Here is a 15,436-nt window from a genome sequence, read left to right as displayed (position 1 = left end):
GCGCGACCGCGGCACTCTCATCCAGGCTGCCAATGGAAACCGGAGCGTATCGGTATGTCCACACCCCATGAGGTCTCCCCCGCCACCTTGCGCCGGGTAATCGCCGCATCGGCCGTCGGCAATTTCGTCGAGTGGTTCGACTTCGCCGTCTATGGCTTTCTCGCCACCCTCATCGCCAGCCAGTTCTTCGACAGCTCCGACCCCAGCGCCGGCCTACTCAAGACCTTTGCCGTGTTCGCCGTGGCATTTGCCCTGCGGCCACTAGGCGGCATCGTGTTCGGCGCACTGGGTGACCGACTAGGCCGCAAGCGCGTATTGTCGATGACCATTTTGCTGATGGCCGGCTCCACCACCCTGATCGGCCTGTTACCCACCTACGCCAGCATTGGCCTGGCGGCGCCGATCTTGCTGACCCTGGCGCGCTGCTTGCAAGGCTTCTCAGCGGGCGGTGAATATGCCGGTGCCTGCGCCTACCTGATGGAGCACGCACCCAACGACAAACGCGCCTTCTATGGCAGCTTCGTGCCGGTTTCGACCTTCTCCGCATTTGCTTGCGCCGCCGTGATCGCCTACTCCCTGGAAGCCAGCCTGAGCGCAGCAGCGATGAATGCCTGGGGTTGGCGTGTGCCGTTTCTGGTGGCCGCGCCGCTGGGCCTGGTCGGCCTCTACCTGCGCTGGCGCATGGAAGAAACCCCAGCCTTTCGCGCGGCCATGGCCGAGGGTAAGGAGCACGCCCATTCGCCACTCAAACAGACGCTGCGCAATCATGGCCGGGCCATTCGCAACCTCGGCGCGTTCATCTCGCTGACGGCGCTGTCGTTCTACATGTTCACCACCTACTTCGCCACCTACCTGCAGATGGTTGGCAACCTGACCCGCGCCCAGTCGCTGCTGGTGTCCACCGTCGCGTTGCTGTTCGCCGCTGCCGGATGCCCGCTGGCCGGTGCCTTCTCCGACCGCGTGGGGCGGCGCAAGACCATCGGCTTTACCTGCCTGTGGGTGATGATTGCGGTGTTCCCGGCCTACTGGCTGGCCAGTTCCGGGTCGATGACGGGGGCGTTGCTTGGGGTGATTCTACTGGCCATCGGCGCGCTGATGAGCGGCGTGGTAACCGCCGCACTGCTGTCGGAGAGCTTCCCCACTCGCACCCGCTATACCGCCTCGGCGATCACCTACAACGTGGCCTACACCTTGTTCGGCGGGACCGCACCCCTGGTGGCAACCTGGCTGATCGGCCAGACCGGCAGCAGCCTGGCGCCAGCCTTCTACTTGGTGGTGATTGCCTTGATTGCGTTGCTAGGCGGGTTGGCGTTGCCGGAAACATCACGCATCTCGTTGCATGATGAAGTACCGTGCGCACAGCCCAGCCCTGCGCTGTAGTTGCAAAATGCTGTGGCCTCATCGCAGGACACGTAGCAGCGACGTGTCCCGCGATGAGGCCAGATCAAACAGCACAAACAGACAGTCTTACTCTTCGCGTCGATGCACCCACTGATACAGCGCTGGCAACACCAGCAGGGTCAACGCGGTGGACGACAGGATCCCGCCAATCACCACGGTCGCCAGCGGTCGCTGCACCTCGGCACCCGTGCCGGTCGCCAAGGCCATCGGAATGAACCCCAGCGACGCCACCAGCGCAGTCATCAACACTGGCCGCAAGCGGGTCAGCGCGCCTTCTTCGATGGCCACGCGCAGGGGGCGGCCTTCCTCGCGCAGGCTGCGGATGAAGGCTATCATCACCAGGCCATTGAGCACTGCCACCCCAGACAAGGCGATAAAACCGACCCCAGCCGAGATCGACAGCGGGATATCCCTAAGCCACAGCGCCAACACCCCACCGGTCAAGGCAAACGGAATCCCGGTGAACACGATCAGGCCGTCCTTGAGGTTGCTGAACATCATCAGCAGCAGTGCCATCACCAGCAGCAGCGCCACTGGCACCACCACTTGCAACCGCTCGGCAGCCGACTGCAACTGCTCGAACTGCCCGCCCCAGCGGGTCCAGTAGCCGGGCGGAATCTGCACCTTGTCGATCAGGGTCTGCTGGGCTTGCTCGACGAACGAGCCCAGGTCACGCCCACGCACATTGGCGCTGACTACCACCACCCGCTTGCCATCTTCGCGGCTGATCTGGTTCGGTCCCAGTTCCAGGTTCAGGCTCGCCACCTGCGACAGCGCAATGAAGCCAATCTGCCCCGCCGCCGCGCTCGCCGGCACCGGAATAAGCAGGTCCTGCAGGCCATCGACATCGGTGCGCAAGGTTTCCGCTAAGCGCACCACCATGTCGAAACGGCGGTCGCCTTCATACAACGTGCCGGCCGTACGCCCACCCACGGCGATGGCGATGGCGTCCTGCACATCGCCGACGTTCAAGCCATAACGTGCGGCCTTGTCGCGGTCGATAGCGATGGTCAGCACCGGCAAGCCGGTGGTCTGCTCGGTCTTCACTTCCGATGCGCCGGGCACCTGTTGCAGGGTCGCGGCAATCTGCGCGGCGGTACGGTTGAGGGTGTCCATGTCGTCGCCGTAGACCTTCACCGCGACATCGCTGCGCACCCCGGAGATCAGCTCGTTGAAGCGCAGCTGGATGGGCTGGGACAGCTCGTAGTTACTGCCCGGGATACCGGCAGCGGCACGTTGTACCTGGGCGATCAGTTCATCTCGCGGCTTGCCAGGGTCGGCCCACTGCTCACGCGGCTTGAGCATCACATAGGCATCGGAGATGTTCGGCGGCATCGGGTCGGAGGCAATTTCGGCGGTACCGGTACGGGCGAACACGCGCTCAACCTCCGGCACCTGCTGGATGATGGCTTTTTCCAGACGCTGCTGCATCTGCACTGACTCGCTCAAGCTGGTCCCCGGCACGCGCAGGGCTTGCAGGGCGAAGTCGCCCTCGCTAAGGCTGGGGATGAACTCGCTGCCCATGCGGCCAGCCATCACCCCCGACAGCAGCACCAAGGTCGCAGCGCCAGCAAACGCCAGGTTGCGATGGCCCAGTACCCAACTCAGCACCGGGGCATAGCGCAAGCGCGCAGTGCGCATCAGCACGCCCTCTTCTTCCTTGACCTTGCCGGTGACGAACAGCGCGATGGCCGCCGGCACGAAGGTCACCGAGAGGATCATCGCCCCGAGCAGCGCCAATACCACGGTGAACGCCATGGGGTGGAACATCTTGCCCTCGACCCCGGTCAGGGCAAAGATCGGCAGGTACACCACCATGATGATCAACTGGCCGAAGATCAGCGGCCGACGCGCCTCGCGGGCGGCGGCGAACACTTCATGGAAGCGCTCGCTGCGGCTCAGCATGCGGCCATGGCGCTGCTGGGCATGGGCCAGGCGGCGAATGGCGTTCTCGACGATCACCACGGCGCCATCGACGATGATGCCGAAGTCCAGCGCGCCCAGGCTCATCAGGTTGGCACTGACCTTGTTGCTGAACATGCCAGTGAAGGTGAACAGCATCGACAGCGGGATGACCATGGCGGTGATCAGCGCGGCGCGGATGTTGCCCAGGAACAGGAACAGCACGGCGATCACCAGGATCGCGCCTTCGACCAGGTTTTTCTTGACCGTGGCGATAGCCTTCTCGACCAGGTTGGTGCGATCGTAAACCGTCACTGCGACCACGCCCTTGGGCAGGCTGCGGTTGATTTCTACCAGCTTGGCTGCCACGGCCTGGGACACCGCCCGGCTGTTTTCGCCGATCAGCATGAACACCGTGCCCAGCACCACTTCGCGGCCATTCTCGGTAGCCGCGCCTGAGCGCAGCTCCTGGCCCAAGCCAACTTCGGCGACGTGGCTGACGCGGATGGGCGCGCCATCGGCGCTGGAGATCACCACATTGGCGATGTCCTCGGCCGAGGCCACTTGCCCCGGCGCACGAATCAGCAGTTGCTCACCGTTGCGCTCGATGTAGCCTGCACCGACGTTGGCATTGTTGCGCTCCAGGGCACCGATCAGGTCATTGAGGGTCAGCTTGTAGGTGGCCAGGCGCTTGAGGTCCGGGGCAATCAGGTACTGCTTGGCATGCCCACCAATACTGTTGACTTCGGCCACCCCTGGCACGTTGCGCAATTGCGGCTTGATGATCCAATCCTGGATCACCCGCAGGTCGGTGGCGCTGTAAGGCGTACCGTCGTCCTTGAGCGCGCCCTCCTGAACCTCGACCGTCCACAGGAAGATCTCGCCTAAGCCGGTGGAGATTGGGCCCATGGCTGCCTCGATGCCCTCGGGCAACTGTGCGCGAGCCACTTGCAGGCGCTCGTTGACCAATTGCCGGGCGAAGAAGATATCGGTGTTGTCAGCGAAGATCACCGTCACCTGCGACAGGCCCGAGCGCGACAGCGAACGGGTCTGCTTGAGCCCCGGCAAGCCGGCCATGGCCGTCTCGATGGCAAAGGTGATGCGCTGCTCGGTTTCCAGCGGCGAATAACCGGGGGCAGCGGTATTGATCTGCACCTGGACGTTGGTGATATCGGGTACAGCGTCGATCGGCAGCTTCTGGTAGCTGTGGATGCCTACCGCCGCCATCAGCAGCACGGCGAGCATCACCACCAAGCGCTGCTCGATGGCGAATTGGATGATGCGTTCAAACATGCTGGCGTCCCCGAATCAATGGCTGTGCTCGGCCGAACCCTTGCCGAGTTCGGACTTCAGAACGAAGCTGCCAGCGGCGGCCACTTGGGTCCCTGCGCTCAGCCCCTCGGTGATTTCCACCTGGCCGGCGTCGCGTCGGCCGGTCTTCACCGGGCGGGCCTCGAAGCCTTCTTCAGTGCGGGCAAACACCACGGTCTGCGCCTCCCAGGTTTGCAAGGCGCTGTCCGGAACCACCACGGCTGCGTCGAAGCGCTCGACGTTGACCGCGATGTTGACGAACAACCCTGGGCGCCAGGCGCCATTGGGGTTGGCCAGGGTGGCGCGGACAGTGGCGGCGCGGTTCTGCTCGCCGAGCAGGCTGCCCACGTAATTGACCGTGCCTTCGACCTGGGCGCCCAGGTCAGGCGCGCTGACCGTGACCGTGCGGCCGCTGACGACCTTGTCCAGATCACGCGGCGCCACGGCAAAGGTGGCCCAGACGCGGCTCAGGTCGGACAGGGTGAAAGCATTGCTGGTCTCGTCGACCACCTCACCCATGGTCAGGTGCTTTTCCACCACCATCGCATCGAAGGGTGCGCGCAGTTCATACCGATTACCGGCGCCGGCCGGAGCCACTGCGGCGACTTTCTGCCGGGCATTGGCCAGGGCAATCTGCGCCTCTTGCAGCGCTTGACGCGCTTGCAGGTAGTCCTGCTCGGCACTGATGCGTTCCTGCCACAGCTGCTGCTCACGCTTGAAGGTCAGCTGCGCCAGCTCCAGTCGGCGTTGTGCGGCTTGCTGTTCGCTACGCAGTTCGGAAATCTGCTGGCTGGCGATCACCGCCAAGACCTGGCCACGCTTGACTGCCTGGCCCAGATTGGCATGCACCGACTCCACCACCCCCGCCACCCTGGGTACCACGTGGGCAGTACGATCTTCATCGAAGCGAATCTCTCCGGGGAAGCTGATCGCCGTGCCCAGCGCGCGTGGGCCGGCGTCAACCAATTGCACGCCGGCTGCGCTGATCTGCGCCGCGCTGAGGTGCAACGTGCCCTCCTGCTCATGCCCTTCGCCGCCTTCCTCGCCGTGGGCATGGCCCGCCTCTTCCTCGTGGCCATGGCCCTGTTCGCCATGCTCATCGTGGCCAGCCTGGCTGCTGGCTGCCGGGCTGAGGTTACCGGTCCAGGCCAGGCCGCCGATGCCGAGCACAGCGACGGTGGCGACCAGGATGGCGATCTTGCGTGTATTGTCCATTGTCACTCCCAAGGCATTGATTCAATCGTTCAGGGCTGTGCCGATCGGCCAAGCGCATCGAGGTCGCCATAGATGCGCTCGACCTGGGCCCGCGCATCGGTGGCCGCCGCCAGCGCATCCAGGTACAAGCCGCGCGCTTCGATCAGCGTGCGCTGGGCATCGAGCACATCGAGGAAGGCGAACTTGCCCATCTCAAAGCCCCGGGTCGCGGTGTCTACCGCTTGTTGGGCCGAGGGCAGGATGGTGCGGTCGTAGGCCTGCACCTCATGCATGGCGATGGCCCACTGGCTCAGCGCGTTACGCGTATCGCTACGCAGGCGCAGCTCGGTGGCGTTGCGTAGGTCGCGGGCTTGGTCGGCACGGCGTGCCGCGGCGAGGACATTGCCTTGGTTGCGGTCGAACAATGGCAGCGGCATCGACAGCCCCACCACGTTGACCCGCTCGCGGTCCTCGCGGCTGTACTGGCTGCCGACGCTGACGGTGAGGTTGGGAATGCGCTGGGCCTTTTCCGAGCCGAGCGCGGCATCACCGCGACTGATTTGGGCCTGGGCCTGGCGCCATTCGGCGGTTTGCTCGAGTGTTGCGAGCAAGGCTTCGGCCTGGGGTGCGGGCCCCGGCGATAGGCTCGCGGCATCGAGCTCATCGAAGTTGGCCAGCGGGCTGCCGATCAACCGCGCCAGCGACTGGTAGGCCACCCGCTGCTCGGACTCGGCGCGGCGTACCTGGGCCTGCGCCTGGGCGAGCTGAACCTGTGCGCGGGTGGCTTCGACCGGCGATGACTGGCCCGCCTTGACGCGCCCCTCGACTACCCGCAGGCCACGCTCGGTCAGGCGCTGCGATTGCTGCGCCAACTCCAGCGCTGTCTGCGCCCGCAGGGCCGCATGAAACGCCTGCACCACATCGGCGCGCAAGCCGTTGCGCTGGCGTTCGAGCTCCAGTTGGGCAAGGTTTTGCCCGGCGCTGGCGACATCGATGCGCGCGCCGCGCTTGCCGCCCAATTCCAGGGGCTGGCTGAGGGTGACGGTGGTGGTGCTGGTGTCGCGACGGGTGTCCTCGACTTCCCAGGACAGTTCCGGGTTGGGCAGCAAGCCGGCCTGGCGGCGCTCACCCTCGGCGATGCCGATCTCGCGCCCAGCGGCAGCTAAATCCGGGTTCTGCGCGAAGGCAGCATCGAGCGCCTGCGACAGGCTCAGGCTCTGCGCCTGTACCGCCGTGGCGGCGAAGCCGCTCAGCAGCAGGCAGAGCAAAAGGCGCTTGTGGGGGGTGGCACGGATCCACGGCACGGTACAGGTCCTCGTCGGCAAGCAGTGGCGAGGGACTGTAGGGAGGCGCGGTTATCGGCGCGGTGGCGGCAACATTACAATTTTGTAATGCAGTGTTTTATCCGGGTGTTGGCGTCATCGACGCAGCGCAGCTGACAACGAACGATCCATAGCGCTGCGCAAGTGGACCTGCCGGGACGCCGATGCGCCGTGAAGGACCGCAAAGCGGCCCAACACTGACAATTCAGGCAGCAGTATTACTCCACCGCCTCAAACGGCAGTCCCACATAGTTCTCGGCAATGTTTACCAACCCCGCCGGCGAGTTGAGGAAGTACTCGCGGTCCGCCTCCTGCATCTTGCGATCCCAATCATCCTTGTGCTCGCCAAAATCATGCAGCAGTTGGGTCATGAACCAGCTGAAGCGCTCGCCCTTCCATACCCGCCGTAACGCCAGCGGCGAGTATTGTTCCAGCAGATCGGTACGCCCCTCGCGGTACACCTTGAGCAGAATCCGGTACATGTAATTGACGTCCGAGGCGGCCAGGTTGAGGCCTTTGGCGCCAGTCGGCGGGACGATGTGCGCGGCATCGCCGACCAGGAACAAGTGCCCATACTGCATGGGCTCAACCACCAGACTGCGCAGCGGCGCGATGCTTTTTTCCAGGGCAGGGCCAGTGACTAGCCGATCTGCAACATCCTGCGGCAGGCGCGCCTTGAGCTCGTTCCAGAAGCGCTGATCGCTCCACGCTTCGACACGCTCATCCAGCGGCACCTGCAGGTAATAGCGGCTGCGGGTTGCCGAGCGTTGGCTGCACAAGGCGAACCCCCGTTCGTGGTGGGCGTAGATCAGTTCATGATTGACCGGCGGGGTATCCGACAACAGCCCCAGCCAGCCGAACGGATAGACCCGCTCGTACTGTTTGATGACCTCCTGCGGAATGCTCTGGCGCGAGACGCCGTGAAAGCCGTCGCACCCGGCAATGTAGTCGCAGTCGATGCGCTGCACCTGGCCGTCCTTCTCGAAGGTCAGGTAAGGCTTTTCGCCCTTGAGCTCATGGGGTTGTACATTGTTGGCGCAATAGATGATCGGCGCGCCGCAGTCTTGCCGCGCTTGCATCAGGTCACGGGTGACTTCGGTCTGGCCATAGACCATGACCGTCTTGCCGCCGGTCAGCGCCTTGAGGTCCAGGCGCTGGCGGCGACCGCCCACCAGTAGTTCGACGCCATCGTGCACCAGCCCCTCGCGCTCCATGCGCTCGGCGACACCGGCCTCGCGCAGCAAGTCGACGGTGCCCTGTTCCAGTACGCCTGCGCGAATCCGCCCGAGCACGTATTGCGGAGTCTGGCGCTCGACGATCAGGGTGTCGATGCCAGCGTTGTGCAGCAACTGACCGAGCAGCAAGCCAGACGGACCTGCGCCGATGATTGCAACCTGAGTTTTCATTGTTTTTATCTCATGATAAAGATGCCGAACCGCTAGTGGCAGGGATCGCGCATCTGCTGTTAGGGTGTGCCCCTGCATTTTTACTCGCTAGAAACGGGTAAAAAGTGTGATATCCAGTGAATAACCTGCACTTTTACAAAATTCGTTCGATTACCGGACAGGCATTTCGATGAAATCCAGCCTTGGCGGCGTGCCGCTGTTTCAGCTCTATGGCGAAAACCAGGCCTGGCCCGGCACGGACCTGTTGCACTGCGAGTCGATTCCCGCGCGTAGCCGCCTGCACCATTGGGAAATCAAGCCGCACCGGCATGCCGACCTGTTTCAGTTGCTGTATGTCCAGCGCGGTCAGGCGCAGGTCGAGATCGAAGGCCAGCGCCGCCAGATCAGCGAGGCGGCGCTGCAAGTGGTACCGCCACTGACCGTGCATGGCTTTCGCTTCAGTGCCGATATCCAAGGGCACGTGCTGACCTTTGGCCCGGCCCTGGTGGCAGATGTGGAACTGCGCCTGGGGGCGCCACTGGCCGTACTGACCGCGGCCGGGTGCTACCCGCTGGGCAGGGACCGTCATCACGTGCACGCGCTGATCTCCACGCTGCAACAGGAGTACCAGGGCACTGCGCCGGCCCGCGGGGCGATGTTGCAGGCGCTGGTCACCGCGCTGATGGTGTGGATCAGCCGCCGCCAGCAACTGGGCCAGGTACCACGCAATCGTGACGAGCGTGACCAGCAGTTGCTCGGCCGGTATCTGCGCCTGGTCGAAGCGCATTATCGCGAGCATTTGTCGGTGGAGACGTTTGCCACGCGCATGGGCATTACCAGCCTGCAGCTCAATCAGCTGTGTCGCGAGCTTACTGGCCAGAGCGCCTTGCAAGTGATTCATCAACGCCTGCTGCTCGAGGCGCGGCGCAGTCTGGTGTACACGCGCATGAGCATTGGCCAGCTGTCGGACAGCCTGGGGTTCAGTGATCCAACCTACTTTGCGCGGTTCTTCAAGCGCTTGAGCGGCGAAACGCCTAATGGCTACAGACGCTCGTTGCAGGGCCACTGAATGGGTGATGGCTTGACGTAAACGTCAACCTGCCTTTAGCTTACCGCTATTCCTCTTCCGAGCCCGAGCATGAGCAGCCAGACCTACAGCATCTCCGACCTGTCCCGCGAGCTGGACATCACCACCCGCGCCATCCGCTTCTACGAGGAGCAGGGTCTGCTCAGCCCCGAGCGTCGTGGCCTCGAGCGCATCTACACGGCGCGCGATAAGGTCACCCTCAAGCTCATCCTGCGCGGCAAGCGCATCGGCTTCTCCCTGGCCGAGTGTCGCGAACTGATCGAGCTGTACGACCCCAGCGGCGGCAACTTCAAACAGCTCAACAGCATGCTCGCCAAAATCGCCGAACGGCGCGCCCAGCTTGAGCAGCAGATGCTCGACATCCAGCAGATGCACCTTGAGCTGGACACCGCTCAAGAGCGCTGCGAACAGGCCCTGGCCGCCACCCTCAATAACCCGCACAACGCCAACCGTTGATCCGCCACAGGAACCTTGCCATGTCATTGCCCAAGTACGTCCGCCTGGTCGAAGTCGGCCCGCGTGACGGCCTGCAAAACGAAGCCCAGCCGATCAGCGTCGCCGACAAGGTACGCCTGGTCGATGACTTGACCGAGGCTGGCCTTCGCTACATTGAAGTGGGCAGTTTCGTCTCGCCCAAATGGGTGCCGCAAATGGCAGGTTCGGCCGAGGTGTTCGCCGCCATCCGCCAGCATCCAGGTGTCACCTACGCGGCCCTGGCGCCGAACTTGCGCGGTTTTGAAGATGCGCTGGCGGCTGGCGTGAAAGAGGTAGCGGTGTTTGCCGCCGCTTCCGAGGCGTTCTCTCAACGCAACATCAACTGCTCGATCAGCGCAAGCCTGCAGCGTTTCGAACCGATCATGGAGGCAGCGCGCAGCCACGGCGTGCGCGTGCGCGGCTATGTTTCCTGCGTACTTGGCTGCCCTTATGAAGGCAAGGTCAGCGCCGAACAGGTCGCTCCGGTGGCCAAGGCACTGCACGACATGGGCTGCTATGAGGTGTCGCTGGGTGACACCATCGGTACCGGCACCGCCGGTGACACTCGGCGTCTGTTCGAAGTGGTCGCCGCCCAGGTGCCGCGTGAGCAACTGGCCGGACACTTCCATGACACCTACGGCCAAGCCCTGGCCAACGTCTACGCCAGCCTGCTCGAAGGCATCGGGGTGTTCGACAGCTCCGTGGCCGGCCTTGGCGGCTGCCCTTATGCCAAGGGCGCGACCGGCAACATCGCCACTGAAGACGTGTTGTACCTGTTGCAGGGCCTGGGCATCGAAACCGGTATCGACCTGGACAAGCTGATCGCCGCCGGTCAACGCATCAGCCAGGTGCTGGGCCGTGCCAACGGCTCGCGGGTGGCCCGGGCACGCAGCGCACAATGAGTCACACTAATGTCATCAATGTGTGGGCCTGGTGTTACCGCCCCCACACTTGCCAGCAATAAATCGGGTAACAGGGAAACATTTCGACAGATTTTCCCGAGCGCCGCTCATCTCGAAAAACATCAAATCATTGATTTTAAAGGGTTTTACAAAGTTGGCACGGCACCTGCTTTATCTCTGGCATAACAAGAACAAAAATGTGACACCCAATAAAAACAACAGGTAACGGCTCTGACATAACAAGAACAACACGGCAGAGGCGTAGCAAGCAGATTTTTTTGGAGTAGACGTGCCTTCCAGGGGGTTGCCCCGCGGCCTGACACAGAACAATAAAACTACCTTCAGGTAGCAACGGTCAGGATCGGATCAGTCATGATGAAAGCAGGTCAGCGCTCAAAAAAATACGTTTGCTCTTGACCCCGGATGGGGGTCGGCTCGCAACACCAAGACAGGCTTACAAAAACAACAAAAAGTCAGTCTCCAATAATAAAAAAAGAGCAGGCAGCAACGATTTGAGGGGAGCTTCGGCTCCCCTCAGTGCTTCTCACTGCCCTCCTCCTGCTGCTTCTCGTCGTTCTCGCCCTCGACCTTGTCTACCAAGATCGGCATCGTCGCCAACACCAGCAGCGCCAGCACCGTGCTAATCAGCGCCGTCGCTTCACGCCCCATCCCGGCCGCCGTGCCAATCGCTGCGGTCATCCATAAACCCGCTGCGGTGGTCAGCCCTTTGACATGGCTGGGGTCCTTGCCATTGCCCTTGAGAATGGTCCCCGCGCCAAGAAACCCAATCCCCGCAACGATGCCCTGAATCACCCGGCTCAAGGCCTGTTCATCAGCCCCGGCCATGCTCGGCGCCAGCACGAACAACGCCGCGCCCATCGACACCAGCATGTGCGTACGTACCCCAGCCGACTTGCCCTTGTGCTCACGCTCGAAACCCAGCACCGCGCCGAGCAGCGCCGCCATCAGCAAGCGCAGGAGGATCCGCGTCACTTCTTCTTCGTTGGTGACATCGGCGAACTCGGCCTGCACGGTTTGCCAGATCTTTTCCCAGCCACTGTCCATCGACACGCTCCACTGCCAATCCACTAAAAGGTTGACCAGCGCGCACCTGACTAAGTGCAATGCGCTCCGCTGGACGGAACGATGCAGCAACCGGCGTGCCGCTGCGGTCACAACCAATGACCCCACCTGGAGGAACGCACCATGCCTGTCGAAGTGAACGAAAGTACCGGCCATTGCACCCTGATTGGCGATCATGTGCGCATTGAAGGCACAGGGCCGGAAGTTGAGATCTTCACGGATGAGCAGCTGCGCATGTCGGTCGCGGTGCTCGCCGGAGAGCGCGTGCCGATCACCGAAGCGGAGGCCGATGCGTTGACGGTGGTAGGTGCGGTGGATAGCCGCAGGCATCTGAAAGCCAGCGAGCCAGGCTCGGTAATCTAAGGGCTGGAGAGCTACTATCGGTAATCTGATACGGTTTTTATCACGCTAGCTGAGTCTGTGCTGAAAACAGACCGAGGGCCATAGTGCCCAGGTCCGATGAAGCCTGATGAGCAACGCGACATGAGCGAGAAAATTGCCTACCGAGTTATCGAAGTGACCCCGCCCGCCGTCGACAAGAGCAAAAGCCACAGCGACGGCGCTATCCACACCCGCAGCTTCACCGGCCTGTACCGCAACCTGCGTATCGGTTTTGCCGGCTTGCTGTTCGCCCTGTTCTTTGGCACAGCCTGGCTGAACTGGAACGGTCGCCAGGCGGTGCTGTGGGACTTGGCTGAAAGCAAGTTCCACATCTTTGGCACCACCTTCTGGCCGCAGGACTTCATCCTGCTGTCGGCGCTGCTGATCATCTGCGCCTTCGGCCTGTTCGCCATCACCGTGTTCGCCGGGCGCGTCTGGTGCGGCTACAGCTGCCCGCAAAGCACCTGGACCTGGCTGTACATGTGGTGTGAAAAGATCAGCGAGGGTGATCGCAACCAACGGATCAAGTTGGCGGCCGCGCCGTGGAGCCTGGAGAAAGTCTCCCGACGCACGCTCAAGCACACGCTGTGGCTGGCTATTGCGGTGATGACCGGGTTGACCTTCGTCGGCTACTTCACACCGATCCGGCCATTGGCCGCAGAGCTGTTCACCTTGCAGTTGGGCGGCGTCGCGCTGTTCTGGGTGTTGTTCTTCACCGGGGCCACCTACCTCAACGCAGGTTTTCTGCGCGAAGCGGTGTGCATGCACATGTGTCCGTACGCCCGCTTCCAGGCGGTGATGTTCGATAAAGACACGTTGGCCGTAGCCTACGATCCGGCCCGGGGCGAGTCGCGTGGCCCACGCAAGAAAGGCAGCGACCCGCGCGCGCAGAACCTCGGTGACTGCATCGACTGCACCCTGTGTGTGCAAGTCTGTCCCACGGGTATCGACATCCGCGAAGGGCTGCAGATGGCCTGCATTGGTTGCGCCGCCTGTATCGATGCCTGTGACGGGGTGATGGACAAGATGGGCTACGCCCGCGGCCTGATCGGCTACAAGTCCGAGCACACCCTGCAAGGGGGTGTCACCCATTGGCTGCGCCCGCGCCTGCTCGGCTATGCCTGCGCGCTGGTGGTGATGATCGGCGCGCTGGTACTGGCCTTGCAGTGGCGCCCGATGGTCTCGTTGGACGTGATCAAGGACCGCGGCCTGTTCCGCGAAAACGCCCAGGGGCAGATCGAGAACATCTACCTGCTCAAGGTCATCAACAAGACCCAACAAGCCCAGCGCTACCACCTGCGCCTGGTGGATGCCGACGGCTTTGAGCTGCACGGCAAGACCGAGTTCACCATCGCTGCTGGCGAAATGAGTGAGATGCCGGTTTCAGTGGCCCTGCTTGCCGAGCGCCCGACCAGCAGCTCACAAGACCTGGTATTCCAGGTCCAGGACAGCGACCAAGCTGAGGTCCGCAGTACCGCGCGCAGCCGTTTCGTCGCGCCGTTGAACCGCTGATCCCTTACACTGAGCCATTACCTTGCCTGCCAAAATCACAATGAAACGTTACGAACGATTCGCCGATGACATTGCCGAACTGATCCGCTCCGGGGTGCTCGGCCCCGGCCAACGGGTGCCCTCGGTGCGCTACGCCAGCCAGACCCACGGCGTCAGCCCCTCCACGGTGTTCCAGGCGTACTATCTGCTGGAACGCCGCGGGCTGATCCGCGCCCGGCCGCGCTCAGGGTATTTCGTCAACGCCCATGCCCCGCGCCAGTTCAGCGAGCCGCAAGCGTTGCAGCCGGTCAGCGAATCGACCGATGTCGACGTCAGCGGCCTGGTGTTTTCCATTCTTGATTCGATCAAGGATCCGCACACCATCCCGTTCGGCTCGGCTTTCCCCAGCCCCACCCTGTTTCCGCTACAACGCCTGGCCCGTTCGCTGGCCAGCGCCAGCCGCGCCATGGACCCACGCATGGTGGTCACCGACCTGTCGCCGGGCAACCCGCAGCTGCGCCGGCAGATTGCCCTGCGCTACATGGTCGGCGGCCTGATGCTGCCGATGGAAGAGCTGCTGATCACCAATGGTGCCCTGGAGGCGCTGAACTTGTGCTTGCAGGCGGTGACCGAACCCGGCGACCTGGTGGCAATCGAGGCGCCAGCGTTCTATGCCTGCTTGCAGGTGCTGGAACGGCTCAAGCTCAAGGCGGTGGAGATCCCGGTACACCCACGCGAAGGCATGGACCTGGGCGTGCTGGCGCAGACCTTGGACAAGCACCCGGTAAAGGCCGTGTGGTGCATGACCAACTTCCAGAACCCGGTGGGCGCGAGCATGCCTGATGCCAAGAAACAGGAGCTGGTCGAACTGCTGCGCCGCCACCAGGTGCCGCTGATCGAGGACGACGTCTACGCCGAGCTGTATTACGCGCAACAAGCGCCGAAGCCGGCCAAGGCCTACGACACCGAGGGGCTGGTGATGCACTGCGGCTCGTTCGCCAAAAGCCTGGCCCCCGGCTACCGCATCGGCTGGGTCGCGGCCGGGCGCTTCGCGCAGAAGATCGAGCGACTCAAGCTGATGACCTCACTGTGCGCCTCGATGCCAGCCCAGGCAGCCATTGCCGACTACTTGCAGCATGGCGGCTATGATCGGCATCTGCGTAAGCTGCGCTACGCCCTGGAAGGCCAGCAGGCGAGCATGCTGGCGGCAATCGCCCGACACTTTCCGGCGCAGACGCGCGTCAGCCAGCCATCCGGGGGTTATTTCCTGTGGTTGGAACTGCCCGAACAGATGGACGCGCTCAAGCTGTTCCACCTGGCCCTGGCCCAAGGCATCAGCATCGCCCCAGGCCCGATCTTCTCGCCTACCGGGCGCTTTGCCAATTGCATCCGCCTGAACTATGGCAGCCCATGGACGGACAGTTCGGAACAGGCTATGGAAACCCTCGGGCGTATCGTAAGGTCGTTCTAGCTTAAGGGGGTCGAGCAGGCTACAGTTGCGCC

12 protein-coding genes are annotated in these 15,436 nt (G+C 63.1%); 7 read left to right on the top strand and 5 right to left on the bottom strand.

Annotated features, from left to right (window positions below; all coding sequences use genetic code 11):
* Positions 1-54 precede the first annotated feature (54 nt).
* Complete coding sequence (locus OIU19_RS07490; protein WP_264234489.1) at positions 55-1,380, top strand: MFS transporter; 1,326 nt, start codon at positions 55-57, stop codon at positions 1,378-1,380.
* Positions 1,381-1,467: 87 nt separating this feature from the next.
* On the opposite strand, the gene OIU19_RS07485 is transcribed toward OIU19_RS07490, so the two are convergent.
* The 4 genes from OIU19_RS07485 to pobA all read right to left on the bottom strand — a co-directional run bounded on the left by OIU19_RS07485 (position 1,468) and on the right by pobA (position 8,536).
* A complete protein-coding gene (locus OIU19_RS07485) occupies positions 1,468-4,596 on the bottom strand; it encodes an efflux RND transporter permease subunit (protein ID WP_264234488.1) in 3,129 nt (1,042 codons plus the stop codon).
* Between the two features lie 15 nt (positions 4,597-4,611).
* Entirely contained in the window at positions 4,612-5,829 is a 1,218-nt protein-coding gene (locus OIU19_RS07480; RefSeq protein WP_264234487.1) for an efflux RND transporter periplasmic adaptor subunit, read from the bottom strand.
* A 29-nt stretch (positions 5,830-5,858) separates the two neighbouring features.
* Positions 5,859-7,112: a TolC family protein gene (locus OIU19_RS07475; protein ID WP_372353295.1), complete on the bottom strand. Its 1,254-nt coding sequence runs from the start codon at positions 7,110-7,112 to the stop codon at positions 5,859-5,861.
* 236 nt (positions 7,113-7,348) lie between these two features.
* Positions 7,349-8,536, bottom strand: coding sequence for a 4-hydroxybenzoate 3-monooxygenase (gene pobA / locus OIU19_RS07470; protein ID WP_264234486.1), 1,188 nt, complete (start codon positions 8,534-8,536; stop codon positions 7,349-7,351).
* A 169-nt stretch (positions 8,537-8,705) separates the two neighbouring features.
* On the opposite strand from pobA, the gene OIU19_RS07465 reads away from it, so the two are divergent.
* The 3 genes from OIU19_RS07465 to OIU19_RS07455 all read left to right on the top strand — a co-directional run bounded on the left by OIU19_RS07465 (position 8,706) and on the right by OIU19_RS07455 (position 10,978).
* Positions 8,706-9,584 (top strand): helix-turn-helix domain-containing protein, encoded by an 879-nt coding sequence (locus OIU19_RS07465; RefSeq protein ID WP_264234485.1) that lies wholly within the window; start codon positions 8,706-8,708, stop codon positions 9,582-9,584.
* Between the two features lie 69 nt (positions 9,585-9,653).
* Positions 9,654-10,058, top strand: a complete 405-nt coding sequence (locus tag OIU19_RS07460) for a MerR family DNA-binding transcriptional regulator (RefSeq protein WP_264234484.1) — start codon at positions 9,654-9,656, stop codon at positions 10,056-10,058.
* 20 nt (positions 10,059-10,078) lie between these two features.
* Positions 10,079-10,978 carry a hydroxymethylglutaryl-CoA lyase gene (locus tag OIU19_RS07455; RefSeq protein WP_264234483.1) on the top strand — a complete coding sequence of 300 codons (900 nt, stop codon included), beginning with the start codon at positions 10,079-10,081 and terminating at the stop codon, positions 10,976-10,978.
* 534 nt (positions 10,979-11,512) lie between these two features.
* On the opposite strand, the gene OIU19_RS07450 is transcribed toward OIU19_RS07455, so the two are convergent.
* Positions 11,513-12,043, bottom strand: a complete 531-nt coding sequence (locus tag OIU19_RS07450; protein ID WP_264234482.1) for an MgtC/SapB family protein — start codon at positions 12,041-12,043, stop codon at positions 11,513-11,515.
* Between the two features lie 141 nt (positions 12,044-12,184).
* Between OIU19_RS07450 and OIU19_RS07445 the strand changes: the two genes are divergently transcribed.
* The 3 genes from OIU19_RS07445 to mapR all read left to right on the top strand — a co-directional run bounded on the left by OIU19_RS07445 (position 12,185) and on the right by mapR (position 15,404).
* On the top strand, positions 12,185-12,424 hold the full coding sequence (locus tag OIU19_RS07445) for a DUF3203 family protein (protein ID WP_264234481.1): 240 nt from the start codon (positions 12,185-12,187) through the stop codon (positions 12,422-12,424).
* Between the two features lie 120 nt (positions 12,425-12,544).
* Positions 12,545-13,954 (top strand): cytochrome c oxidase accessory protein CcoG, encoded by a 1,410-nt coding sequence (gene ccoG / locus OIU19_RS07440; protein WP_264234480.1) that lies wholly within the window; start codon positions 12,545-12,547, stop codon positions 13,952-13,954.
* Positions 13,955-13,994: 40 nt separating this feature from the next.
* Positions 13,995-15,404, top strand: coding sequence for a GntR family transcriptional regulator MpaR (gene mapR, locus OIU19_RS07435; RefSeq protein WP_264234479.1), 1,410 nt, complete (start codon positions 13,995-13,997; stop codon positions 15,402-15,404).
* Positions 15,405-15,436: the final 32 nt, after the last annotated feature.

The organism is Pseudomonas sp. BT-42-2, from assembly GCF_025847435.2.
In the GTDB taxonomy this organism is placed as follows: Bacteria; Pseudomonadota; Gammaproteobacteria; order Pseudomonadales; family Pseudomonadaceae; genus Aquipseudomonas; species Aquipseudomonas urmiensis.
This window is presented reverse-complemented; position numbering and strand designations above follow the sequence as displayed.

Excerpts from the sequence above, each read along its gene's own strand:
- OIU19_RS07490 (WP_264234489.1), top strand. The coding sequence starts at position 55 with ATGTCCACACCCCATGAGGTCTCCCCCGCCACCTTGCGCCGGGTAATC.
- OIU19_RS07485 (WP_264234488.1), bottom strand. The coding sequence starts at position 4,596 with ATGTTTGAACGCATCATCCAATTCGCCATCGAGCAGCGCTTGGTGGTG.
- OIU19_RS07480 (WP_264234487.1), bottom strand. The coding sequence starts at position 5,829 with ATGGACAATACACGCAAGATCGCCATCCTGGTCGCCACCGTCGCTGTG.
- pobA (WP_264234486.1), bottom strand. The coding sequence starts at position 8,536 with ATGAAAACTCAGGTTGCAATCATCGGCGCAGGTCCGTCTGGCTTGCTG.
- OIU19_RS07465 (WP_264234485.1), top strand. The coding sequence starts at position 8,706 with ATGAAATCCAGCCTTGGCGGCGTGCCGCTGTTTCAGCTCTATGGCGAA.
- OIU19_RS07460 (WP_264234484.1), top strand. The coding sequence starts at position 9,654 with ATGAGCAGCCAGACCTACAGCATCTCCGACCTGTCCCGCGAGCTGGAC.
- OIU19_RS07455 (WP_264234483.1), top strand. The coding sequence starts at position 10,079 with ATGTCATTGCCCAAGTACGTCCGCCTGGTCGAAGTCGGCCCGCGTGAC.
- OIU19_RS07450 (WP_264234482.1), bottom strand. The coding sequence starts at position 12,043 with ATGGACAGTGGCTGGGAAAAGATCTGGCAAACCGTGCAGGCCGAGTTC.
- OIU19_RS07445 (WP_264234481.1), top strand. The coding sequence starts at position 12,185 with ATGCCTGTCGAAGTGAACGAAAGTACCGGCCATTGCACCCTGATTGGC.
- ccoG (WP_264234480.1), top strand. The coding sequence starts at position 12,545 with ATGAGCGAGAAAATTGCCTACCGAGTTATCGAAGTGACCCCGCCCGCC.
- mapR (WP_264234479.1), top strand. The coding sequence starts at position 13,995 with ATGAAACGTTACGAACGATTCGCCGATGACATTGCCGAACTGATCCGC.